At 72.9% G+C, this 21,607-nt stretch carries 20 protein-coding genes; 14 read left to right on the top strand and 6 right to left on the bottom strand.

Annotated features, from left to right (window positions below; all coding sequences use genetic code 11):
• Nucleotides 1-11 precede the first annotated feature (11 nt).
• Nucleotides 12-473 (top strand): hypothetical protein, encoded by a 462-nt coding sequence (locus EAD89_RS16680; protein WP_121676382.1) that lies wholly within the window; start codon nt 12-14, stop codon nt 471-473.
• A gap of 253 nt (nt 474-726) precedes the next feature.
• On the opposite strand, the gene EAD89_RS16675 is transcribed toward EAD89_RS16680, so the two are convergent.
• Nucleotides 727-1,734, bottom strand: a complete 1,008-nt coding sequence (locus tag EAD89_RS16675; RefSeq protein WP_121654610.1) for a GlxA family transcriptional regulator — start codon at nt 1,732-1,734, stop codon at nt 727-729.
• Between the two features lie 53 nt (nt 1,735-1,787).
• Between EAD89_RS16675 and EAD89_RS16670 the strand changes: the two genes are divergently transcribed.
• A complete protein-coding gene (locus EAD89_RS16670; RefSeq protein WP_121676381.1) occupies nt 1,788-3,092 on the top strand; it encodes an MFS transporter in 1,305 nt (434 codons plus the stop codon).
• A gap of 56 nt (nt 3,093-3,148) precedes the next feature.
• Here EAD89_RS16670 and EAD89_RS16665 read toward each other — a convergent pair whose 3' ends face one another.
• Both EAD89_RS16665 and EAD89_RS16660 read right to left on the bottom strand, forming a co-directional pair.
• A complete protein-coding gene (locus tag EAD89_RS16665) occupies nt 3,149-3,433 on the bottom strand; it encodes a DUF427 domain-containing protein (RefSeq protein WP_121654612.1) in 285 nt (94 codons plus the stop codon).
• A gap of 49 nt (nt 3,434-3,482) precedes the next feature.
• Nucleotides 3,483-3,953 carry an aminoacyl-tRNA deacylase gene (locus EAD89_RS16660; protein WP_199733534.1) on the bottom strand — a complete coding sequence of 157 codons (471 nt, stop codon included), beginning with the start codon at nt 3,951-3,953 and terminating at the stop codon, nt 3,483-3,485.
• A 93-nt stretch (nt 3,954-4,046) separates the two neighbouring features.
• Between EAD89_RS16660 and EAD89_RS16655 the strand changes: the two genes are divergently transcribed.
• The 5 genes from EAD89_RS16655 (at nt 4,047) to EAD89_RS16635 (ending at nt 8,660) form a co-directional block, all read left to right on the top strand.
• Entirely contained in the window at nt 4,047-5,444 is a 1,398-nt protein-coding gene (locus EAD89_RS16655) for an FAD-binding oxidoreductase (RefSeq protein WP_121676379.1), read from the top strand.
• Entirely contained in the window at nt 5,441-6,784 is a 1,344-nt protein-coding gene (locus tag EAD89_RS16650; RefSeq protein ID WP_121654615.1) for a class I SAM-dependent methyltransferase, read from the top strand. Before EAD89_RS16655 ends, EAD89_RS16650 begins: the two co-directional genes overlap by 4 nt.
• Before the next feature lie 102 nt (nt 6,785-6,886).
• On the top strand, nt 6,887-7,444 hold the full coding sequence (locus EAD89_RS16645) for a helix-turn-helix domain-containing protein (RefSeq protein ID WP_121654616.1): 558 nt from the start codon (nt 6,887-6,889) through the stop codon (nt 7,442-7,444).
• Nucleotides 7,437-8,315 carry an SRPBCC family protein gene (locus EAD89_RS16640; RefSeq protein WP_121676378.1) on the top strand — a complete coding sequence of 293 codons (879 nt, stop codon included), beginning with the start codon at nt 7,437-7,439 and terminating at the stop codon, nt 8,313-8,315. The genes EAD89_RS16645 and EAD89_RS16640 overlap by 8 nt, the downstream gene beginning before the upstream one ends.
• Nucleotides 8,316-8,426: 111 nt before the next feature.
• The gene (locus EAD89_RS16635) at nt 8,427-8,660 is read left to right on the top strand and encodes a zinc-ribbon domain-containing protein (RefSeq protein ID WP_121676377.1); all 234 of its coding nucleotides are present in this window, start codon (nt 8,427-8,429) and stop codon (nt 8,658-8,660) included.
• A gap of 207 nt (nt 8,661-8,867) precedes the next feature.
• Here EAD89_RS16635 and EAD89_RS16630 read toward each other — a convergent pair whose 3' ends face one another.
• A complete protein-coding gene (locus tag EAD89_RS16630; RefSeq protein WP_233578756.1) occupies nt 8,868-10,052 on the bottom strand; it encodes a hypothetical protein in 1,185 nt (394 codons plus the stop codon).
• 188 nt (nt 10,053-10,240) lie between these two features.
• Here EAD89_RS16630 and EAD89_RS16625 point away from each other — a divergent pair, with 188 nt between their 5' ends.
• The 3 genes from EAD89_RS16625 (at nt 10,241) to EAD89_RS16615 (ending at nt 14,315) form a co-directional block, all read left to right on the top strand.
• Nucleotides 10,241-12,601 carry a bifunctional diguanylate cyclase/phosphodiesterase gene (locus EAD89_RS16625; RefSeq protein WP_233578755.1) on the top strand — a complete coding sequence of 787 codons (2,361 nt, stop codon included), beginning with the start codon at nt 10,241-10,243 and terminating at the stop codon, nt 12,599-12,601.
• A 50-nt stretch (nt 12,602-12,651) separates the two neighbouring features.
• The gene (locus tag EAD89_RS16620; RefSeq protein ID WP_121676376.1) at nt 12,652-13,410 is read left to right on the top strand and encodes a MerR family transcriptional regulator; all 759 of its coding nucleotides are present in this window, start codon (nt 12,652-12,654) and stop codon (nt 13,408-13,410) included.
• 119 nt (nt 13,411-13,529) lie between these two features.
• Complete coding sequence (locus tag EAD89_RS16615; protein ID WP_147458817.1) at nt 13,530-14,315, top strand: hypothetical protein; 786 nt, start codon at nt 13,530-13,532, stop codon at nt 14,313-14,315.
• 6 nt (nt 14,316-14,321) lie between these two features.
• Here EAD89_RS16615 and EAD89_RS16610 read toward each other — a convergent pair whose 3' ends face one another.
• A complete protein-coding gene (locus tag EAD89_RS16610) occupies nt 14,322-15,677 on the bottom strand; it encodes a serine hydrolase (RefSeq protein WP_147458816.1) in 1,356 nt (451 codons plus the stop codon).
• Between the two features lie 165 nt (nt 15,678-15,842).
• On the bottom strand, nt 15,843-17,393 hold the full coding sequence (locus EAD89_RS16605) for a gluconokinase (RefSeq protein WP_199733533.1): 1,551 nt from the start codon (nt 17,391-17,393) through the stop codon (nt 15,843-15,845).
• A gap of 244 nt (nt 17,394-17,637) precedes the next feature.
• Here EAD89_RS16605 and EAD89_RS16600 point away from each other — a divergent pair, with 244 nt between their 5' ends.
• The 4 genes from EAD89_RS16600 to EAD89_RS16585 all read left to right on the top strand — a co-directional run bounded on the left by EAD89_RS16600 (nt 17,638) and on the right by EAD89_RS16585 (nt 21,595).
• The gene (locus EAD89_RS16600; protein WP_121676373.1) at nt 17,638-18,786 is read left to right on the top strand and encodes a hypothetical protein; all 1,149 of its coding nucleotides are present in this window, start codon (nt 17,638-17,640) and stop codon (nt 18,784-18,786) included.
• Nucleotides 18,787-18,842: 56 nt separating this feature from the next.
• Nucleotides 18,843-19,373 (top strand): hypothetical protein, encoded by a 531-nt coding sequence (locus EAD89_RS16595; RefSeq protein WP_121654624.1) that lies wholly within the window; start codon nt 18,843-18,845, stop codon nt 19,371-19,373.
• Nucleotides 19,374-19,461: 88 nt separating this feature from the next.
• Nucleotides 19,462-20,250, top strand: coding sequence for a PPOX class F420-dependent oxidoreductase (locus EAD89_RS16590; RefSeq protein WP_121676372.1), 789 nt, complete (start codon nt 19,462-19,464; stop codon nt 20,248-20,250).
• Nucleotides 20,251-20,341: 91 nt separating this feature from the next.
• Nucleotides 20,342-21,595, top strand: a complete 1,254-nt coding sequence (locus tag EAD89_RS16585; protein ID WP_147458815.1) for a hypothetical protein — start codon at nt 20,342-20,344, stop codon at nt 21,593-21,595.
• Nucleotides 21,596-21,607: the final 12 nt, after the last annotated feature.

The following is a 21,607-nucleotide window of genomic DNA, read 5'->3' as shown; positions in this document are numbered from 1 at the left end:
TGACTGGGGACGTGGAGAGCGGGGGGCTGCGGCAGGCCTATGGCGGGGTTTTTGGGGAGATTGACTCGGCGGGGTTCGGGCCGCCGCCGGAGGGTCAGCTCAGTGCCGAGCAGATCGTGGCGCACCTGGTTGCCAACGACGAGCTGATGATCCAGGCCACCGAGGCGTTGCTGGCCGGGTCGACGTTCGCGTACTACGACCTGGACGACATCCACCGACCGCAGCTCGACGCGCTGGTCGCCGAGCAGGGTGGCCTGCGTGGTCTGGCCGCGCTGCTGCACGGCACCAGCGACCGGCTCTGCGCGCTGGTCGACCAGCTCGGCCTCGCGGCGGACACCCCGGTCGAGACGCACCTGCGGGAGGGCTTCGACCTCATCGTCGACGAGCCGCTGCCCTGGTCGCGCACGCTGGACCTGCACGCCCGGGTCCACCTCCCCAAACACCAGGCGCAACTCCACATGCTCCGCACCTGAGCCGGGTCGACCAGAGGCGGCCGTACGGCGTCGGGCATGCCGTTCTGTTGGGCGGTATACCTGTGAGTCATAAATATGACTCACAGGTATACCGCTCGCGGGAGTGATACGTCCGGTCGGCTCCGGACCGGCCGAGCCGCGTCCGGGGAGGGCCCGTGTTCGGCCTGGGCGGCGTCCGGTAACGGCCGCTCAGATCGAGCGAGCAGCGGAGCCGGACCGGCCGGTGCCCCGGGTTGCGCTGAGCGGCGGGAGGTCAGCTGCCGATCAGCTCGGCGCGGGGGTGGAAGGTGCGGCGGTAGGCGGAGGGGGCGACGCCGATGCGCTGGTGGAGTTGCTGGCGCAGGGCGGCGGTGGTGCCGAAGCCGCAGCGGTGGGCGATCTGGTCGACGGTGAGGTCCGTCGTCTCCAGCAGCAGTCGAGCGTGGTCGGTGCGCTGCTGGAGCAGCCACTGTGCCGGGCTCAGCCCGGTCTCCGAGCGGAAGCGCCGGGTGAAGGTGCGCACGCTCATCCGGGCCTGCTCGGCCAGGTCGCGCAGCGCGATCGGCTCGTGCAGCCGCTGCCGCGCCCACTCCCGGGCGCCGGCGGTGCTGGTGTCGGTGGCCTTGGGCACCGGCCGCTCGATGTACTGGGCCTGGCCGCCGTCCCGCCAGGGCGGCATCACGCAGCGGCGGGCCGCCCGGTTGGCCACCTCGCTGCCGTGGTCGAGGCGGATGACGTGCAGGCAGAGATCGATGCCGGCGGCCACTCCGGCCGAGGTGAGCACCTGGTCGTCGGCGATGAACAGCACGCCCGGGTCGAGGTCCACCCGGTCGTGCAGCCGGCGGAACCGCTCCGCGTACGCCCAGTGGGTGGTGGCCCGACGTCCGTCGAGCAGCCCGGCGGCGGCCAGCACGAACGCCCCGGTGCAGATCGACATCACTCGGACGCCCCGCTCGTACGCCGAGCGCAGCGCCTCGGCCACCTCCGGCGCGACGGTGCCCGAGGTCAGCGCGCTGCCGTCGTGGATGCCCGGGACGATCACGGTGTCGGCGGTGTCGAGCAGCTCCAGCCCGTGGTCCGGGACCACCTGGAAGCCGGCGGTGCTGCGGACGGGTTGGCCGCCCGGGGTGCACACCCGCACGTCGTAGAAGGACGTCCCGTCGGCGCTCCGGGCGGTGCTGAACACCTGGGACGGGGTGCCGAGGTCCAGGCCGACCACCTGGTCGAGGGCGAGTACGGCGATCCGGTGCGGGCGTACGGTCATGGCCCGATTATTGCGCATGATGGCTTTCCGGCCACTCGTCGGTGCGGGCGACGCCGCCCAGACTGGTCGGCGTGAGAAAGAACCGCCGTCTGCACCCCGCCTGGCTGGTCGCCGCCGTCGCCTTCGTGGCGCTGGTCGGCGCGGCCGGCTTCCGCGCCACCCCCTCGGTGCTCCTGCACCCGCTGCACGAGGAGTTCGGCTGGCCGCTGGCCACCATCTCCGCGGCCGTCTCGGTCAACCTGCTGCTCTACGGGCTCACCGCGCCGTTCGCCGCCGCCCTCATGGACCGGTTCGGCATCCGCCAGGTGGTCTCCGTGGCGCTGCTGCTGGTCGCCGCGGGCAGCGGGCTGACGGTCTTCATGACCGCCTCCTGGCAGCTGCTGCTCTGCTGGGGCGTGCTGGTCGGGCTGGGCACCGGCTCGATGGCGCTGGCCTTCGTGGCGACCGTCACCGGGCGCTGGTTCGTCCGGAGGCGGGGCCTGGTCACCGGCGTGCTGACCGCCGGCGGGGCGGCCGGGCAGCTGGTCTTCCTGCCGCTGATCGCGGTTCTGGTGCGCGACCACGGCTGGCGTACGGCGGCACTCGTCGTGGCCGGAGCCGCGCTGGCGGTCGTACCCCTGGTGGTGTGGCTGCTGCGCGAGCACCCGGCGGATCTCGACCTGCCCGCCTACGGCGCGACCGAGGTCGTCGCGGCGCCACCGGCGACCGGCGGCGCGGCGACCCGCGCGCTGGGCGCGCTCGCCACCGCGGCCCGGACCCGGCCGTTCTGGCTGCTGGCCGGCGGGTTCGCGATCTGCGGCGCGACGACCAACGGCCTCGTCGGTACGCACTTCGTGCCGGCCGCGCACGACCACGGCATGCCCGAGACCACCGCCGCCAGCCTGCTCGCCCTGGTCGGGCTCTTCGACATCGTCGGCACGATCGCCTCCGGCTGGCTGACCGACCGGGTCGACAGCCGGCTGCTGCTCGGCGCCTACTACGCGCTGCGAGGGCTGTCCCTGCTGCTGCTGCCGACCCTGTTCGCCGGCACCGCCAGGCCCAGCATGCTGGTGTTCATCATCTTCTACGGCCTGGACTGGGTGGCCACCGTGCCACCGACCGTGGCGCTGTGCCGGGAGTACTTCGGCACCGCCGGGGCGGTCGTGTTCGGTTGGGTGTTCGCCGCCCACCAGTTCGGCGCGGCGATCGCCGCGACCGGCGCGGGGCTGGTCCGGGACCAGCTCGGCGACTACGCGATGGCCTGGTACGTGGCCGGCGGGCTGTCGATCGGCGCGGCCGGGCTGTCGTTGCTGCTGCGACGGCGGCCGGGCCGCCCGGTGCCGGAGGCCGTCCTGGCCGTCGCGACCGCGCCCCGGGCCTGGAGCTTCCGAGGCTGAGGTGACGTCCGGGGCTGAGGCGACGCGGCGCCGGCGGCGACCCGGCCAGCCCGGCGTCAGTCGACGACCCGGACGTCCTTCCAGAACGCCACCCGGTCACGCACCATCTCGGCGTCCGGCTTCGGCTCCGGGTAGTACCAGACAGCGTCCTCGCTGGTGCTGCCCTCGTGCACGAGGGTGTAGTAGGAGGCGGTGCCCTTCCACGGGCAGACGGTGTGCGTCGCGGACTCGCGGATCAGGTCGTCGCGCAGGGCGGAGCGGGGGAAGTAGTGGTTTCCCTCCACCAGCACGGTGTCGTCGCTCTCGGCGACGACCAGGTCGTTCCACACAGCTTTCGGCATACGACCCAGACTAGGCCGTGGCACCGACGACACCGGTCGCGCCGACGGCTCAGCGGGTGGGCTGCGGATCGGTGACGTCGGCCACGGTGGCCGCGAGCGCGGCGATCGCGGCGTCGGCGTCGACCGCGACGGCGAGGCCCCGCTCGCCGGCGCCGAGGGTGATCTCCCGGCCGCGCATCCGCTCGTCCGCGATCACCGGCCAGGCGATGCTCGCGCCGAACGGGGTGATGGTGCCGCGTTCGTAGCCGGTGGCGGCGAGAGCGCCCGCCGCGTCCGGCATGGAGAGTCGGTGCACCCCGAGCAGCGTGCGCAGCTTGGGCCAGGAGATGACCCGGTCGCCGGGGGTGAGCACGAACAGGTGGTCGTCCGCCCCGCGGCGGACCACGATCGTCTTGACCACGTCCGGGACGGCCACTCCCCGGACGGCGGCGGCCTCCGCCAGGCTGCCGACCGCCCCGTGTGAAATCAGCCGGTAGGGCAGTCCGGCGGAGTCCAGGGCGGCGATCGCGGGCGACGGCATGACCGCCACGGTAACCGCCGGGCCTGCCACCGGACGGGAAATGGCCACCGTCGACATCCCACGGTTTCCGCGGTACGGGCGTAAGGTGATCACATGCGCGCTGAGCGTGTGGATCACTCGATTGACCATGATCAAGCGGTGGACATGCTGCGGCGGTCGTACGCCGCGGTGCCCACGGGCGAGCCTGTCCGGCTCGCCAAACGCACCTCGAACCTGTTCCGCCCCCGATCCGCTCCACGGACCCCGGGGCTCGACGTGAGCGGCCTCGGGCGGGTGCTGTCGGTCGATCCGACCGGGCGCACCGCCGACGTGCAGGGCATGTGCACGTACGAGGACCTGGTCGACGCGACGCTGCCGCACGGGCTGATGCCTCTGGTGGTGCCGCAGCTGCGCACGATCACCCTGGGTGGGGCGGTCACCGGCCTCGGGATCGAGTCGACCTCCTTCCGCAACGGCCTGCCCCACGAGTCGGTGCGGGAGCTGGACATCCTCACCGGCTCCGGCGAGATCATCACCGCCCGGCCGGAGGGCGAGCACGCGGACCTGTTCACCGCGTTCCCCAACTCGCTGGGCAGCCTCGGGTACGCCACCCGGCTGCGCATCGAGCTGCAACCGGTCGGCCGGTACGTGGCGTTGCGCAACATCCGGTTCACCCGGTTGGAGGCGCTCACCGACGCGATCGCCGAGGTGACCGCGACCCGGTCCTGGGCCGGCGAACCGGTCGACGCGATGGACGGGGTGATGTTCAGCCCCGGCGAGGCGTACCTGGTGCTGGCCACGTTCACCGACGCGGCGGAGCCGCCCAGCGACTACACCGGCCAGGCGATCTACTACCGGTCGCTGCGCCGACGCACCCGGGACGTGCTCACCGCGTACGACTATCTGTGGCGCTGGGACACCGACTGGTTCTGGTGCTCGGCGGCGTTCGGCGCCCAGCACCCGGTGGTGCGGCGGCTCTGGCCGGCGCGCTACCGGCGCAGCGACGTCTACCACCGACTGGTCCGGCTCGAGCACCGGCACCAGGTGGCGGCCCGGATCGATCGGCTGCGCGGCCAGCCGGCCCGGGAGCGGGTGGTGCAGGACGTGGAGATCCCGCTCGAACGCACAGCCGACTTCCTGCGCTGGTTCGCCGGCGCGGTGGGGATGAACCCCGTGTGGCTCTGTCCGTTGCGGTTGCGCGAGCCGGCGGGTCCCGGTTCCGCGCGGTCGTGGCCGCTGTATCCCCTCCGGCCGGGGCAGGACTACGTCAACATTGGGTTCTGGGGGAGCGTGCCGATCGCGCCCGGCGCCGCCGACGGCGACGTCAACCGCACGATCGAACGCAGGGTGTCGGAGTCGGGCGGGCACAAGTCGCTCTACTCCGACGCGTACTACGACCGGGACGCGTTCGATCGCCTCTACGGCGGCGACACGTGGCGCGCGGTGAAGGACCGCTACGACCCGGACCACCGGCTGACGGGACTGTACGAAAAGGCGGTAGCACGAGCATGAGCCTGACCGACCGAGATCAGGGGGCGGCGAGCGTCCCCGCCACCCCGCCGGCGGGGGGCCGGCGTACGGGTCCGACCGTGGCCGACGTCGTCCGCGCGGTCACGACCGGGCCGCTGCCGGTCCGGATCACCGGGTACGACGGCAGCGCCGTCGGCCCGTCCGACGCCGGCATCACCCTGTCGATCCGTTCCGAGCGGGGCCTGTCGTACCTCCTCACCGCTCCCGGCGACCTGGGCATGGCCCGGGCCTACGTCAGTGGTGACCTGGCGTTGCAGGGTGTGCACCCGGGCGACCCGTACGAGGCGCTGCGGGTCCTCAAGGACGAGCTGCGGCTGCGGCCACCGTCGGTGGCGGAGGGGCTGGCGCTGGTTCGCGGGCTGGGCTGGGAGCGCCTGTTGCCGCCGCCGGCGCCGCCGCAGGAGGCGCAGCCGCGCTGGAAGCGGGTGATGAACGGGCTGCGCCACTCGCGTGTGCGGGACAGCACGGCCATCTCCCACCACTACGACGTCTCGAACGCCTTCTACGAGAAGGTGCTCGGCCCGTCGATGACGTACACCTGTGCGGTGTTCCGGTCCCCGGAGGACACGCTGGAGCAGGCCCAGGCGGCGAAGTACGACCTGGTCGCCGGCAAGCTGGCGCTGAAGAAGGGGATGCGGCTGCTGGACGTGGGCTGCGGCTGGGGCGGCATGGTCCGGCACGCCGCGCGCGAGTACGGCGTCAAGGCGCTCGGGGTGACCCTGTCGAAGGCGCAGGCGCAGTGGGCGCAGGCGGCGATCGAGCGGGAGGGGTTGACCGAGCTGGCGGAGGTGCGGCACCTGGACTACCGGGACGCGCCGGCCGAGCAGTTCGACGCTATCTCCTCGATCGGGTTGACCGAGCACATCGGGGTGCGCAACTACCCGGCCTACTTCGGGGCGCTGCGCAGTCGACTGCGGCAGGGTGGGCGGCTGCTCAACCACTGCATCACCCGCGCGGACAACCGGGCGCCGCACCGCTCCGGCGCGTTCATCGACCGGTACGTCTTCCCGGACGGGGAGCTGGCCGGTCCGGGTCGGCTGATCAGCGAGGTGCACGACGCCGGGCTGGAGGTGCACCACGAGGAGAACCTGCGGCAGCACTACGCGCTGACGCTGGCCGCCTGGTGCCGCAACCTGGTGGAGCACTGGGACTTCTGCGTCTCGGAGGTCGGTGCGGGCACCGCCCGGGTGTGGGGTCTGTACATGGCCGGGTCGCGGATGGCGTTCGAGCGCAACGGCATCCAGCTGCACCAGGTGCTGGCCACCCACAACGGCCCGGACGGCGTGAGCGGCTACCCGTTGCGGCCGGACTGGTTGCCCTGACCATCTGCTGAGCGCCGCCTGAAGCCGCGTCGAGAAAAAGTCGGCGCGGCTTCTCGCGAACCGATTGACAAATAAGTTTTGTACGTACAAACTGATTTTGCCATGAGAGACGTCCTGTACCTGGAGCAGATCGAGCAGGCCGAAGTCCTGCTCAAGCCGCAACGCGTCGAGGTGTTGCGGCAACTGGCCGAACCGCGCACCTGCACCGAGGTCGCGGCCCGACTCGACCAGACGCCGCAGCGCGTCTACTACCACGTCAAGCAGCTCGTCGCGGCCGGCCTGGTCGAGCTGGTTAACGAGCGCAAGGTCCGCGGCATCACCGAGGGCATCTACCAGGCCGCCGCCCGCTCCTACTGGCTCTCGCCCCGCCTGGTCGGCCGGATCGGGCTCCGCCGGGCACGGGACGAGCTGAGCCTGGGCTACCTGCTCGACCTGATGGAGGAGGTCCAGGCCGACATCGCCGCCCTGGACCGGGCGGCGCCCGAGCTGCCCTCGATCGGGGTCTCCGGCGAGATCCGGGTGCCGGCCGAGCAGCGCCAGCAGTTCCTGCACGACCTGCAAACCGCACTTCAGGACCTGTTCACCCGCTACGGCGGCAGCGAAGGGGATGCCTTCAAGCTTGCCGTCGCCTGCTATCCGAAAGGGAACGACAATGAGTGAGCCAATGAAGGTGCAGGCACGCCTCTCCGCGCCCGTCGAGCGCGTCCGCCAGGCTCTGACCGACCCGGCCGAGCTGCGTACGTGGCTGGCCGAGCACGCCGAGGTCGAGCTGCCCCAGCGGTACGAGTTCTGGGGCCGGTACACGCCGGAGGGCGACGCCCCGCACCAGCGGCTGCTGCACGCCGACGACGACACGCTGCGCATCGGCTGGCTGCTGGACGGGGTGGAGACCACCACCGAGTTCCAGTTGACCGCCGACGGTCCGGACAGCACCGTGCTGACCCTGACGCAGAGCCACTTCGACTTCGCCGAGGCGATGAGCGGCAGCAGCATCCGCGGCGTCCTGCAGACCTACTGGGCGCTGTCCATCGCCAACCTCGCCTCCCACCTGGAGGGCCGGCCGCTGTTGCCGCGGACCGACTTCACCTCCACCGACCTGCGTGGCGAGCTGGTCATCGCCGCGCCCGCCGACAAGGTGTGGGAGTCGCTGACCGACTCCGAGCAGGCCAGCGCCTGGTTCGGCTACCCGATCGGGATCGAGCCCTGGGTCGGCGGCCGGTACGCCATGGGCGGCTTCGACGCCGGGTACGCCGCCAAGGTGGTCGACCTGGAGCCGGGCCGGAAGATGTCCGTCGACTGGGGCCCCACCGGCGTCAGCACCTGGGAGCTGGCCGAATCCGGCGGCCGGACCACGCTGACCTTCGTGCAGAGCGGCTTCGACGAGAGCAACCCGCCGTACGCGGCCTGGAGCGGGTCGGTGGCCGGGCTGGCGGAGCTGCGCCGCTTCCACGAGGTGCCGGCATGGCAGCCGATCTGGCTCCCGGCCGAGGTGCCCGGCCTGGAGGCCGAGCCGACCCCGGCGGCGAGCTGACGCGTCACCGCCCTGGCGAGCGCCGGCCCACCGCACCGCGGGCCGGCGCTCGCCGCGCATTTCGGTGGCCGTGCGGGTGATTGACTGGGCTGGAGTGGGTACTGGCGTGCGATGTTCTTCATCTTTGGTCTTCGTACCAAGGTCGACCGTTCGGGTGTCGCGCAGCAGGTCTGCCGCAACTGCGGTAACCACGCCGCCCAGGTGATCACCCGCCGGTCGACCAGGTTCACGCTCTTCTTCATCCCGATCATCCCGATCCGCACCCGGTACGCGCAGCAGTGCACGTTCTGCGGAGCGCAGTACGAGATTTCCCGGTCCGACGCCGAGCGCCTCGCGGTCAGCTGAACCGCAGATGGCCCGCTTCCTGTGTTGGCTGATCGGCCGCCAACCTGCGCCCGTCGGCGTTCCGGTCCACACCGTCCCGCGTGCGCCCTGCACGCCCGGCCGGCGGAGACGCCGCCGTGCGCGCCGCCCGCTGGCCGGCACCGCGCTGCCCCGCTCACCCTGGAACCGCTCCGCCGGCCGCTGACCACCGGAGCGCGGGCCTGTCGGTCAGGTGTCCGCCATCGGCGCCGGGGCGAACAGGGGCGGCATCGGATCGGCCGCCCGGATCGCGGCAACGACCTGTTTCAGTTGGCGGTAGTCGCTGCCGGCCGCACTGATCAGGGTGTCCGCAACGGCGTGGTTGCCGAGGTGACACTCGGCGATGGCCCGCAGGAGAAGCGCGACGCTGCACAGGGCCGGCAGGTCGGCACTCGGCCGAACGTCGACAAGCAGCGATCGCGCATGCTCCGGCCGCTGGTTGAGCAGGTGAGCCAGGCTCATGGCGACACGGGCGGACATCGTGTGCGGCCGCACGTGGAGGGCGAGCTGGGCCAGTTCCGAGATCTCCAGCACCTCCCGGCGTTCGACCGGCGCTCCGTTCACCACGGCGGCGTACAGGTACCACATCCCGAACTGGACGGTGAGCACCTGCCCGATTGCGGCGGCGGCCCTGGGATCGGTGCTGTGGGCGCGAGCCAGCGCCGCGAGTCGCTCGGCGTCGGCGATGTAGGCCGCCGTCGAGTGCGTGTGTCCCGTGCTCCAGCGCCGTTGGAAGGCGGCGAGCGCGAGTCGCGGATTGTCGCCGTCGCGAGCCGGATTCCCGGGACGATCATCAACCTCCCGATGGGCGACCGCCCGTAACATCCTGCTCACGTCCTCCTGGTAGTACGCAGCCCGTAGCGCGGCGCCGGTGGCTGTGGGCGCCCGGAGCCAGCGGAGCAGGTTGCGGCCGTCGCTGTGCGGGGACGTGGCGGGAATGAGATTGGCCAGCCCGAGCAGCGCCGCGAAGAGCGCCGCGCCGAGCAGCGCGAGGCGTGTCAGCGGCGTGCTCGTCAGGGTCGTCGCGGCGCCGAGCGCCGCCGCGGTGCACAGGTTCGTCAGCGGGCCGCCGAGGTAGAACAGCACCATCCTTAGCGGCAACGCGGTCGCCGACGGCGCCGGCCGGACCGACACCTCGCTCCGCCACCCGGTGAAGGGTGCGATACGGACGGCGACGACCGGCAGACGCAGCAGCTTCGCCGCGACGAGGTGCCCGCACTCGTGCAGGATGACGTGCGCCCAGAACGACACGGCGGTGAAGCCGACGGCCGCGATCGCACCCGTCACGGACTCGGTGACGAGCAGCCCGAACGTCATCCCCTCCAGCACCAGGAGGATGGACGCGGCGACCAGTCGTCGGCGGGGGAGGGGCACCGGGTGATGGTACGGCCGCAACGGGCAGCGGCCCAGGCCCTGGCGCGGCCGTCCTGTGTGGCCGGACCGGCTCGATTTGCGCGGCCGTCCGGTCCCTGGTGGGCGCCTCCGGCGCTGGCTAGGCTTTCGGGGTTTGCCGTGGACCGGTCCGCCCGAGGGTGCACGCACGACGAAGAGCCGGAGCGACCGTGTCGCCACAGGACGTGAAGCAGGCCACGGGGGTGCGCACCCCCGCAGAAGCGCCGTCCGCAGGAGCGCCGCCCGCAGGAGTGCCGGGCGCCCGGGCGACAGCGGGCGGACAGGCGACGGGTGCCGCGCTCGCGCGAACGGGACGTACCGGTGTGCTCGTCGCGGGCGCGGTCCTGGTCGCGGAGGCGTTCTGGCTGGTTGCCGCGTTACCCGGCGCCGCGCTGGTCAGCGACCTGGGCGCGCTGCTGGTCGCGGGTTGGGCCACCGTCGCCTGCGTCGGGGCCGCCCGCCGTCAACCAAGCCCACTGCGCCGGTTCTGGACGCTGCTCGCGGTCACCATGGCGCTCGCCGCGCTCGGCCGGGCGACCTGGACGGCGCAACGGCTCGGCGGCGGCGACCTGCCGCACACCCCGCTGGTCGGGGCGGTCTTCACCGTCGGCATCCTCACCGGCACCGCCGCGCTGCTCTGCTCGCCCTCCGCGCCCCGGACCGCCGTCGGACGGGCTCGGACACTGCTGGACGGGGTGATCGTCGCGCTGGCCCTGGTGCCGATCGGCTGGGTGCTGGTGTTCCGTGGCGTCGCCGCCGCCGAGCTGGCCGACCCGGCCCGCACGCTGGGGTTGCTCTACCCGATGTTCGACCTGATGCAGCTCACCATCCTGGTCACGGTCGCCGGTCCGGTCCGAACGGCGTGGCGGCCGATGAGCGTACTCGCGGCCAGTCTCACCATCCGGGTGCTCGCCGATGTCGGGTACGTCTCGCTGGTCGCGCGCGGCGACTACGCCGCCGGTCACGTGATCGACCTGTGCTGGCCGCTGAGCTACCTGCTGATCGGCCTGGCCGCCCGGTACCCACCGCCGCCGGACTGCGACGGCACCGACGACACCGCCGAGGCGTCGCCACCGCCATGGTGGCGGGTGGCGCTGCCGTACCTGCCGGTGGGCGGGGCGATCATCGCGGTGGTGCTGGCCCGCCGGCCCACCGGGCAGACCCCGCAGCTGGTCTTCGTGACGATGATGGCGCTGCTCGCCGCCCTCGCCGTACGCCAGGGGCTGGCCGCCAACGAGAACCTGCGTCTGGTGGTCCGGTTGCGCCGGCTCGCGTATGGCGATCAGCTCACCGGGCTGCCCAACCGGCTGTTGTTCAACCGGCGGCTGCGCCTGGCCCTGCGCGACGGCCGGCCGGTGGCCGTGCTGCTGCTCGACCTGGACGGGTTCAAGCAGGTCAACGACCGGTTCGGGCACGCCACCGGCGACACCCTGCTCACCGGGCTGGCGGCCCGGATGCGAGCCGCAGTCGACGGTGACGGCACGATCGCCCGGCTCGGCGGCGACGAGTTCGCGGTGCTGGTCGACGGCGACCGGCCGGTGCCCCCGGAGCAACTCGCCGAGCGGCTGCTAGCCGCCCTGCGACCCTCCGACGGGGACGAGGACGTCGGGGTGCACCCGTCGGCGAGCATCGGCATCGCCGAGTACGGGCCGCAGCACGCCTCCCACACCGACCTGCTGCGCGACGCCGACATCGCCATGTACGCGGCCAAGGCGGCCGGGAAGTCCGCGTACCGGACGTGCACCCCGGCCCTGCGCGAGTCGGCCGTCTCCCGGGCCGAACTGATCGCCGACCTGCGCCGCGCCGTCGACGAGGAGCAACTGCACCTGGAGTTCCAGCCCATCGTCGAGCTGGCCACCGGTGCGGTCCGCAGCGCCGAGGCGTTGGTGCGCTGGCGGCACCCCCGGCTCGGGGTGCTGCCGCCGGCCCGGTTCCTGCCGCTGGCGGAGGAGACCGGGCTGATCCTGCCGATCGACCGTTGGGTCATCCACGAGGCGTGCCGGGCGGCGGCGACCTGGCGGGAGCGGGCACCCGAGGCGACCGTCGCGGTGAACATCTCGGCGGCGCACCTGCGCCGGCCGGACCTGATCGCCACGGTCACCGCGGCCACCGCCGGCGTCGGGTTGGCGCCGCGCGCGTTGACCCTGGAGCTGACCGAGTCGGCGCTGATCGAGGGGACCGAGGCGGTGCTGGAGCGGCTGCGCCAGCTTCGGGAACTGGGCATCGGCATCGCCATTGACGACTTCGGCACCGGCTACTCGTCGTTGAGCTACCTGCACCGCATCCCGGCGACCGAGCTGAAGATCGACCGCTCGTTCGTGGCGCGGCTCGGCACCGACGACGAGCGGGCGTACGCCACGGTGGAGATGGTCACCCGGCTGGCCGGCGCGTTCGACCTGGCGGTGGTCGCCGAGGGCGTGGAGACCGAGCGGCAGCACGCGGCGGTCACCGCGATCGGCTGCCCGCGCGGCCAGGGCTATCTGTACGGGCGGCCGGACGGCCCCGGCACGGTGGGCCAGAATCGGCCTTGACCCTGACGTAACGGCAGGCGGGAGCCTGGTTTCCGGAAGGGAGGGGAACCATGGCGTACACGGTGGGTCAGGTGGCGAAGGTGGCCGGCGTGACGGTACGGACGCTGCACCACTACGACGAGATCGGGCTGCTCTCGCCGAGCGGGCGGACCCCGGCCGGTTACCGCCGCTACGACGACGCGGACCTGGAACGGTTGCAGCTCGTCCTGTACTACCGGGAGCTGGGTTTCCCACTGGAGGAGATCGCCGCCATCATCGACGACCCGGCGGCCAACCCGGCCGCGCACCTGCGCCGCCAGCACGAACTGCTGACGGTACGGATCAAGCGGTTGCAGGAGATGGTCACGGCGATCGAGTTCGCGATGGAGGCGAGCAAGTTGAACATCCAACTCACCCCGGAGGAGCGGTTCGAGGTCTTCGGCGACTTCAACCCGGAGGAGCACGAGGCCGAGGCCGAGCAGCGGTGGGGCGACAGTGACGCGTACCGGGAGTCGAACCGGCGGGCGTCGCGCTACACCAAGGACGACTGGCTGCGGATCAAGGCGGAGAACGAGGACTGGGGCCGGCGGATCGTCGCGGTGCTGGCCTCGGGCGCCCCGGCGGACAGCCCGGAGGCGATGGAGCTGGCCGAGGAGCACCGGCAGATCATCAGCCGCTGGTTCTACGAGTGCTCGTACGAGGTGCAGACCGGGTTGGCCGACATGTACATGGCCGACGAGCGGTTCATCGGGCACTACGAGAACATCGCCCCGGGCCTGGCGGCGTACCTGAACGAGGCGATCCACGCCAACGCGATCAGCCGCGCCTGATCGAGCGGGAGGGCGACGGGGACAGGGCTCGGTGCGGTCCGGCTAGTCTGGCCGGACCGCACCGCGGTCAGCGTCGATCGGCCACCGGCCGGCGGGCGCGCCGCTCGGGGGAGATGACCGTGAACAAGCCGAAGTTGGTCGCCGCGGGCGCCGTCCTGGCCGTGGCGATCGCCGCCGGGGTCTGGGCCCTGGTCGCCGGGGGCGACGAGCCCGAAGCGGGTCGCCCGGGGGCCGGCGCGTCGCCCGCCCCGGCGGCGACCGACCCGGTCAGCGTGCTGGTCGCCGCCGCGGCGAAGATCGACCAGCAGACCTACAAGCTGACCCTGGGCGCCGGCGGGGAGGCGGGCGGGGACGGCACGGTGGTGCTCTGGGACCCGAAGGCACGCCGCGGCCTGGAGACCACCTCGCTCAAGGTGCCCACCGGCGAGGTGAAGATCGAGCGGCTGACCACCGGGCCGGACGTGTACGTGCGGATCACCGCGCCGGACCGCCGGATCCCGGTCTGGGACGGCCGCACGTGGTGGCACGTCGGCGCACCGGGCGCGCCCCCTGCCAAGCAGGGCCTGGACAACACCCGGCTGGCCGCCACGTTGACCGCGCCGGCCGAGGTCCGGCAGACCGGCGTCCGGGAGTACGCCGGCACGTTGGACCTGCGCGAGAGCGGCGCGGTGCTGGGCAGCGGGGTCGCGGGGGTGCTGGGCGACCGGGCCGCGGCGGTGCCGTTCACCGCCACCGTCGACGAGCAGGGGCGGCTGGTCCGCTACCGGATCGAGCTGGCCAGCGAGCAGTCGCAGACCGCGCGACTGGACCTGACGTACTCGGACTTCGGGCTGCCGGTGACGGCCGAGCCGCCGGCGGCCGACCTGGTCGGCGAGGATCCGCCGGCGAACATCCCCGGCGCCTGAGCCGGCTCACTCCTCGTACGCCCCCTCGGTGGGGGTGACCAGGAAGTCGTAGACGGTGCGGGCCATCCGGCGGACCGTCTCGTCGCCCGTCTCCATCGGCCCGGCGGTGAGGAACGCGACGGCGGTCTCCGAGCCGGGGATCAGGTAGTAGCCGACGTCGTGCGAGGCGTCCGGAAGGTCGCCCGTCTTGTGCGCGACCGGCACTCCGGGCGGCAGCGCGGCCGGGATCTTGGTGTTGAGCGTCTGTTCCCGCATGAATCCGATCATCAGGTCGCGGGAGGCGGGGCTGAGGATCTCGCCGTCCCAGACCGCGCCGAGCAACGACACCACGTCGTCGGGGCTGGTGTAGTTCTCCTCGCCGCGCTGGGCGGCCGCGCTGTCGAGCATCCGACGGGCCAGGATGGTGGACCGCTGGTTCATGGAGTCGATCAGCGCGTTGACCGGGGCGAACCCGCCCAGGTAGGTGATGAGCACGTTCGCGGCGATGTTGTCGCTGTACTTGATCAGGTACTGGGCGAGCCGGTGCAGCGTGACCACCTGCGGGAACGTCTCGAACTGCAACTGACCGGTGCCGCCGACCACGTCGGCCGGGGTGACCAGCACACGGTCGTCGAGGGAGACCTGTCCACAGTCGACCCGACGGAGCAACTCGACCAGGATCCACAGCTTGATCACGCTGGCCGCCTTGGGGCGGAGCGCGCCGTTGACCGCGATCTGCTGATCGCCGTACCGGCCGGACAGGTCCCGGACGGTGACGCCGGACGGGTTGAGGCTCGCGTCGGCGACCACACGGGCGAGCTGCCCGCTGAGCGGGAACAGTGCGGCTCCCGCGACCGGATCGGTGGGCGGCTGCGGGCTGGTGACCACCACGCCGGTCAGCTCGGTCGGCGGGTGGTGGCGCCGGGTCACCGCCAGCGCGCCCTGGCTCCGCCCGACGAGCGGCACCCGGTACCGGTAGCTGCGCCCCTCGACGGTGACCTCGCCGCTGGCCACCCCGGCGGCGACGCGCATGTCCGGGTCGGCGACCCGGCCGGTGTCGCCGTCGCAGGCCCGGTACCGCACGGTGTGCCCGAGCGAGTCCACCGCGAACACCCCGCCGGGGAACGACAGCCAGGACACCTCGCTGGTCGGCGCCCGCTCCGGCGTCGGCTCCACACCGGGCTCGTCGCTCTGCTCGGCCCCGTACCCCGGTTCGGCCTGGTGTGTGGGCTCCGGCGCGGGCGCCGGGCCGGGTCCGTCCGCGGTGGCCGGCCCGGTCGTCGCGACCACGGCCAGCGCGACCGCCGCCGTCAGCCACTTCAGGGGTACGCGGCTGAATGCGCCCGACTGGGAAGATGAGCGTTTCTTGTCGCTTTTTCTCACGTTTGCACGATATGGAGCGGGAGAGGCGGCGGGGCCCGTCGAGATTGCCGTCACCCGTCCGGGCGGCCGTGTCCTGATGAGCGCGATACCTCAGAGGTATAAATATGACTCTGAGGTATCAGGTCATCAGACACACCAGCCCCGGGACGGGCCGGCCGCAGGGCGTCAGGTCGGCGGTGACGCGGGGAAGTGCTCCGTGGGCAGGCTCGGTGCCAGCCGACGCATGGAGAAGAACGTGGGCGCCAGGGCGTCGTACAGCTCGGCGAAGAGCGGCAGCAGCGACGCGTACGTGGCGGCGGCGGCCGCGTCGGGGCGGACGGTCTCCTCGATGCGCGCCAGGTCGGTGGCCACGTCGATGCTGGGGATCATCCCCAACGCCTGCATGCCGAGCAGGGCCGCGCCGAAGCCCGACCCCTCCGGCCCGGCCGGGAAGCTCACCGGCAGGCCCAGCACGTCGGCGAGCATCTGCCGCCACAGGCCGCTGCGTGCGAAGCCACCGCCGGCCCGGATCTCGCGGACCTCGTTGCCGGCCGCACGCACGGAGTTGAGCACCAGCGCGAGCTGCTGACAGACCCCCTCCAGCGCGGCCCGAATCAGGTGTTCGCGGCGGTGCGAGTGGGTCAGCCCCACGTACGCGCCGCGCGGCAGCGCGCTCCAGTGCGGCGCTCGCTCGCTGTGCAGGTACGGCAGCATGATGAGCCCGCCCGAGCCGACCGGCGCCCGGGCGGCCAGCGCCACCAGCTCCTCCTCGGAGCGCTCGCCCAGGTCCGGGGCGAGCGCCTCACCGGCCCAGCGGAGCACGATGCCGCCGTTGTTGATCGCGCCACCGACCACCCAGCGGTCCTCGGTCAGCGCGTAGCAGAACACCCCGCCGAGCGGGTCCACCCCGGGCCGTTCGACCATCACCCGCATGGCGCCGCTGGTGCCGATCGTGCAGGCCACCATGCCGGGCTGCACCGCGCCGAGGCCCAGGTTGGCCAGCGGCCCGTCGCCGGCGCCGACCACCACCGGGGTGCGCTGCGGCAGGCCGGTCGCCGCCGCGGCCTGCGGGGTGATCCCGGGCAGCACGGTGGTGGTGGAGACCAGTTGGGGCAGCTGCTCCTCGGTGATGCCGGCGATGGTCAGCGCCTCGCTGTCCCACTCCAGCCGGTGGATGTCCATCAGGCCGGTGGCCGAGGCGACGGAGTGGTCGGTGACCAGCGCGTCGCAGAGCCGCAGCAGCACCCAGTCCTTGATGCCGACCCAGTGGGCGACCCGTTCGAAGAGTTTCGGCTCCTGCTCGGCGAACCAGAGCAGCTTGGGCAGCGGCGACATCGGGTGCATCGGCGTCCCGGTCCGCCGATGCAGGGCCAGACCCGACGGCACCGCCCGCAGGCGTTCGGCCTGCCGGGTGGCTCGCGCGTCGGCCCAGGTCACCGATGGGGTCAGCGGGCTGCCGGCGGCGTCGAGCCCGATCAGGCTGTGCATGGCGGAGCCGAACGACAGCGCGTCCACCGGCTCGGTCAACTCGGCCACCACCGCGCGGATCGACTCCAGCACCGCGTCGAGGATGAGCTGCGGGTCCTGCTCGGCGTACCCGGGCTGCGGACCGTCGAGCGGGTAGCCGACCGACTGGGTGGCGAGCTGCCGGCCGCCGGTGTCGTACGCGACGGTCTTGGTGCTGGTGGTGCCGATGTCGACGCCGACCACCACCCCGAACCGGGTGCCCTGCGGCACGATCGTCACCCCCTCCGATACGGCGGTGCCGCGGCGTCGCCACCCCTGCGGCTGACGTTACCGAGACAGCGACCGCCCCCGCAGGGCACGCGGAAAGGTGAAACTCGACAGCAGTATCGCCCTATCGTTCGGTTTGATCCACCGATCGGTTACTTCGCCCCGTTCTGGCGTTTCTGGGTGGCGCGCCACCGCTGTTAACACGAGTGACACCCCGGTTGGTGGCCTGCGCGGCGAAGGAGTCGGCGTGGCAAAGACTGATTCGACGGGTTCCACATGGCGGTACCGGTGGGCGCACCGGCAGAACGTTCGGCGGGTCAGCACGTTCCGAGGCGCCGAGGCGGCGTGGCGGCGACGCGACGACGAGTTGCAGCGGCTGCGCGCCCTGGCCGCCGACTTTCAGGGCTCCGCGGCGGCCGTCGCCGGCCTACCGCTGGAGTTGGCCGGCGACGAGGTGGTGCTCTGGGCGCTGCCGGCGGCGCAACTGGTCGAGGTGCGGCACACCACGGTGCTGCCCGCGCCGGATCTCACGGTCGCCCCACCGCCCGGTTCGCTGCGCCCGCGCCGCCCGGACGGAGTCCGGGTCACCGACGCCGGCATGGCGGTGATCACCAGCCGCCGGCTGGTGCTGCTCGGCGGTCGCGGTCGGCGCGACTGGGCGTACGGCAGGATGACCGGCCTGGCCCACGACCCGGCGGCGCCGGTCACCCTGATCCAGGTGCTGGACCGGCGGCGTACCTCCGGGCTGATGCTGCCCACCGACGCGGCGGCGGACTTCCGGTTCAAGCTCACCCTGGCCTTCGCCGACGCGATCGAGCAGCGACCCGCGGTTCTCGCCCAGCTCGACGAGCTGATCGCCGAGCACGCCCAGCTCAAGCCGTTCCGGCCGGCCGTGGCGACGCCCGCGCAGGCCCGGCTCTCCGCGCTGGTGCCCGGCGGGCGGCGGACCGTCGCCGTGGCCGCGGCCGTCGCGCTGCTGGTGCCGGCGGCGCTGATCGAGTCGGACCCGTCCGACCCGACCGGTGGCGCCGAGGTCGCGGTCGCGGCCACCCCCGCGCCCACCCCCAGCGTGGTGCCCGCGCTGGTCCGCCCGGCGGCCTCACCGCCAGCGCCCCGCGCATCGTCGAAGCCGGCGAAGTCGCCGCGCCCGTCACCCACTCCGACGCGCGAGCCGCGCTGCGGAGCGCCGGCCAATTCGCTCGGGTACGACTTCTGCGGCGGCGCCCGCATCCGCCGGCCGGCCGCGGAGGTGTGTGACTGGTTCGACTGCGTGCCGCAGTTCTGGGCCGGCCGGGGCTACCTGGTGCAGTGCCGGGACGGTTCGGTCAGCCTGACCGGCGGTCGGTCGAACGCCTGCGCCGAGCATCGAGGCGTGCGGCGAACTGTGACAAGGTGACCGTTTAATACCTGTTTGAGGCCTTCCGTCGTTCCCGGTCGGCCAGAATCAACGGGGTGGAGATCCGGTCCGACGACGGCGCCCGGGTGCGAATCCGCCCGGTCGGCTACCAGCCCGGCATCGATCCGCCCGACGACCCCGACCGGGCCGTGCCCGGTTGGCGCGACTGGCTGCTCATCGAGGTGGACGCCCGCACCGCGGACGGCCAGACCTGGTCGCACCACTACCCGAGCCTGATGGTCGAGGAAGCCCGCGCCCTGGGCGGCTGGCTGCGCGGGCAGGCGACGGCGGCCGTCGGGCCGAGCCCGCCACCGGCGCTCGTCCGCTTCACCGAACCCAACCTCGCCCTGCGAACCCGGGTGATCCGCCGTCGCCGGCTGGAACTGACCGTGGAGTTCTCCGCCGAGTCGCTGCCGCCGTGGATGCGCCGGCCGCCCACCGCGATCTATCCGCTCATCCTCACCGTCTCCGCGGACGCCCTCGCCGTCGCCGCCGAGCAGTGGGCCGAGCATTGCGAGGCGTACCCGCCGCGCGCGCCGTCGCGGTTTCCGGCCCGAGGTCCGATGCCCGGCCCACTTGGTAACTGACCTGGCACTGGCGCGAACCGGGCCGGGCCGTTCGTCGGCCCGGCTCCACCGCATGTCACGCCGGGGTCGGCCGTCTCGTCAGGACTGCATGAGAACAATCGTGCGATCCGCCGCCGCCCTGCTCGGCCTGGCCAGCGCGGTCGTCGGCGTGTGGGCGCTGCTCGCGCCGGCCTCGTTCAGCGCCTGGGCCGACTTCCCGCCACACCGGCACTTCGTGCACGACGTCGGTGCCTTCCAACTCGGCATCGGCGTGACCCTGCTGCTCGCCACCATCTGGGCCGACGCGCTCACCGTGGCGCTGGCCGGCTACGCCGTCGGCGGGACGGCCCACACGGTGGTGCACGTCGCCGACCGCAACCTCGGCGGCACCACCGGGCAGACCCTCGCGATCGCCGGCGCCGTGGTGGTGGCCGGGGTGGTGTTCGCGTACCGGTGGCAGGAGCGGGGCTGGGTGCTCGGCACGGTTTCGCCGTCCAACGTGCCGGAGCTGACCCCGTTCGGGCGCCAGAAGACGGTCCTGCTGACCACGTACCGCCGCGACGGCCGCCCGGTCGCGACGCCGGTGAGCATCGCCGTGGCCGGCGACCGGGCGTACGTGCGCAGCTTCGAACGGGCCTGGAAGACCCGGCGGATCGGCAACAACCCGACGGTCGCCGTGGCGGCCTCGACCGCCCGCGGCGTGCCGACCGGCCCGACGGTCCAGGCCACGGCCCGCCGGCTGACCGGCCCGGAGTACGACGCCGCCGCCCGCACGCTGCGCCGCAAGTACCCGCTGCTGCACGGGGTGCTCGTACCCCTGATGCACCGCCTCGGACGGCGCAGGACCGGCCGGACCGTGCACTTCGCTCTGCTGCCGGCGGGGACGACGGACCGGTAACTGTCAATTCTCTCCTTTCGGGAACAAAGGGAAGCATCGATCCCGTCGGCGTTGCCTGTCCCGTACATGAGCGGTTGTACCGCGTGTGACCGTGACCTCACTGGCATGTGCCCCCTGGCGGATCGCCTGGGCCGAGCGCGAGAACGACCGGCGGCAGCGCGCGTACCGCGACGCCACCGCCGCCTGGCTGCGCCGCAACGACCACCTTGCCCGGCTCCGCATCGAAGCCGCCGGCTTCCTCGGGTGTACGCAGCCCCGCACCGGCCTGCCGGTGGACCTCGCCGACGACGAGCTGGTCTTCCGCGTACTCCCCGTCGCCGAGCTGGTCGAGGCCGAGGCGCGGCACGTCGCCGGCCTGCCCACGCCGGGGCCCGTCACCTTCGCCGAGACACCCGCCGGCGCCCTGCCGACCGGCCTGCGGGTCGTCGACACCGGCGTGGCCGTCGTGACCAACCACCGACTGGCCTTCGCCGGGCGCGAGCGCCGACGCGAATGGCGGTACGCGGACCTGGCCGCCCCCGCCCACCACCCCGACGTTCCCCTCACCCTGCTGCACGACCACAGTCGACTGAGCGGGCTACGTGTCCCCGCCGGCGCTGCGGTGAACTTTCGCTTCTACCTCAGCCTCGCGGTCGCTGCTTTTGCCGGGGAGCGCGCCAGCGTCACCGCGCAGGTCGACGCCCTGCTGGACGCCCACCAGGGCACACGGCCTCTGCCGCCGTCACCCGTCGATCCGGAAGCGGCTCCGCTGACGGCCCTACGCCCCGACCGCCGGGTGGTCGCCGTCGCCGCCGTCGCGACGGTGGTGTTCGGGACACTGGGCCCCGGCGCACTCGGGACCGAGCAGGCAGGCACCGTGCAGCGGGCAGAGGCCACCACGGTCACCACCGTGGACGCTCCGACGGCCATCGACGCCCTCGTCCCGGCCATTCCCGTCGGCCCGGTGGCGCCGGAGCGGGGGAGAACCGGGTCGGTCGGCCGTACGCTGCAGGCCCGAACCACCGCCGACGCCCCGTACGCCCCACCGAACGCCGAAGCGCCCGGCCGGCCGGCGGTCCCGATCGCGCCGGCACCGTCCACCGCTGTGAACCCGCCGACCGCCGAGGGCCTGCCGAGCGCTCCGGTCCCGCCCGCCAGCACGGCGCCGACGCCCGGTCCGGCTCCGACCACGGACCCACCCCCGGTGGGCCGCCCGGTCCTGCCCACCGCGTCGCCCACACCGACCGCGCCGGCCTCGCCCAGTCCAACACCGTCGCCGGAAGGAGCCGCCCTGCTCACGCTCTGCCTGGATCCCCTGCAACTGCCGCTGCTGGACCGGCTGCTCTGCCCACCGACCGAACCCTGACGAGTTCAGCCC

Origin of the sequence: Micromonospora sp. BL4, from assembly GCF_003667505.1 — a bacterium.
Classification (GTDB): Bacteria; Actinomycetota; Actinomycetes; order Mycobacteriales; family Micromonosporaceae; genus Micromonospora.
Note: the sequence above shows the minus strand (reverse complement) of the source record. Positions and strands in the feature narration are given on the sequence as shown.

What these genes read in the sequence shown, in the direction of transcription:
- EAD89_RS16675 (WP_121654610.1), bottom strand. Translation starts at nt 1,734, where the DNA reads ATGCGCAATAATCGGGCCATGACCGTACGCCCGCACCGGATCGCCGTA.
- EAD89_RS16665 (WP_121654612.1), bottom strand. Translation starts at nt 3,433, where the DNA reads ATGCCGAAAGCTGTGTGGAACGACCTGGTCGTCGCCGAGAGCGACGAC.
- EAD89_RS16660 (WP_199733534.1), bottom strand. Translation starts at nt 3,953, where the DNA reads ATGCCGTCGCCCGCGATCGCCGCCCTGGACTCCGCCGGACTGCCCTAC.
- EAD89_RS16655 (WP_121676379.1), top strand. Translation starts at nt 4,047, where the DNA reads ATGCGCGCTGAGCGTGTGGATCACTCGATTGACCATGATCAAGCGGTG.
- EAD89_RS16650 (WP_121654615.1), top strand. Translation starts at nt 5,441, where the DNA reads ATGAGCCTGACCGACCGAGATCAGGGGGCGGCGAGCGTCCCCGCCACC.
- EAD89_RS16645 (WP_121654616.1), top strand. Translation starts at nt 6,887, where the DNA reads ATGAGAGACGTCCTGTACCTGGAGCAGATCGAGCAGGCCGAAGTCCTG.
- EAD89_RS16640 (WP_121676378.1), top strand. Translation starts at nt 7,437, where the DNA reads ATGAGTGAGCCAATGAAGGTGCAGGCACGCCTCTCCGCGCCCGTCGAG.
- EAD89_RS16635 (WP_121676377.1), top strand. Translation starts at nt 8,427, where the DNA reads ATGTTCTTCATCTTTGGTCTTCGTACCAAGGTCGACCGTTCGGGTGTC.
- EAD89_RS16620 (WP_121676376.1), top strand. Translation starts at nt 12,652, where the DNA reads ATGGCGTACACGGTGGGTCAGGTGGCGAAGGTGGCCGGCGTGACGGTA.
- EAD89_RS16590 (WP_121676372.1), top strand. Translation starts at nt 19,462, where the DNA reads ATGAGAACAATCGTGCGATCCGCCGCCGCCCTGCTCGGCCTGGCCAGC.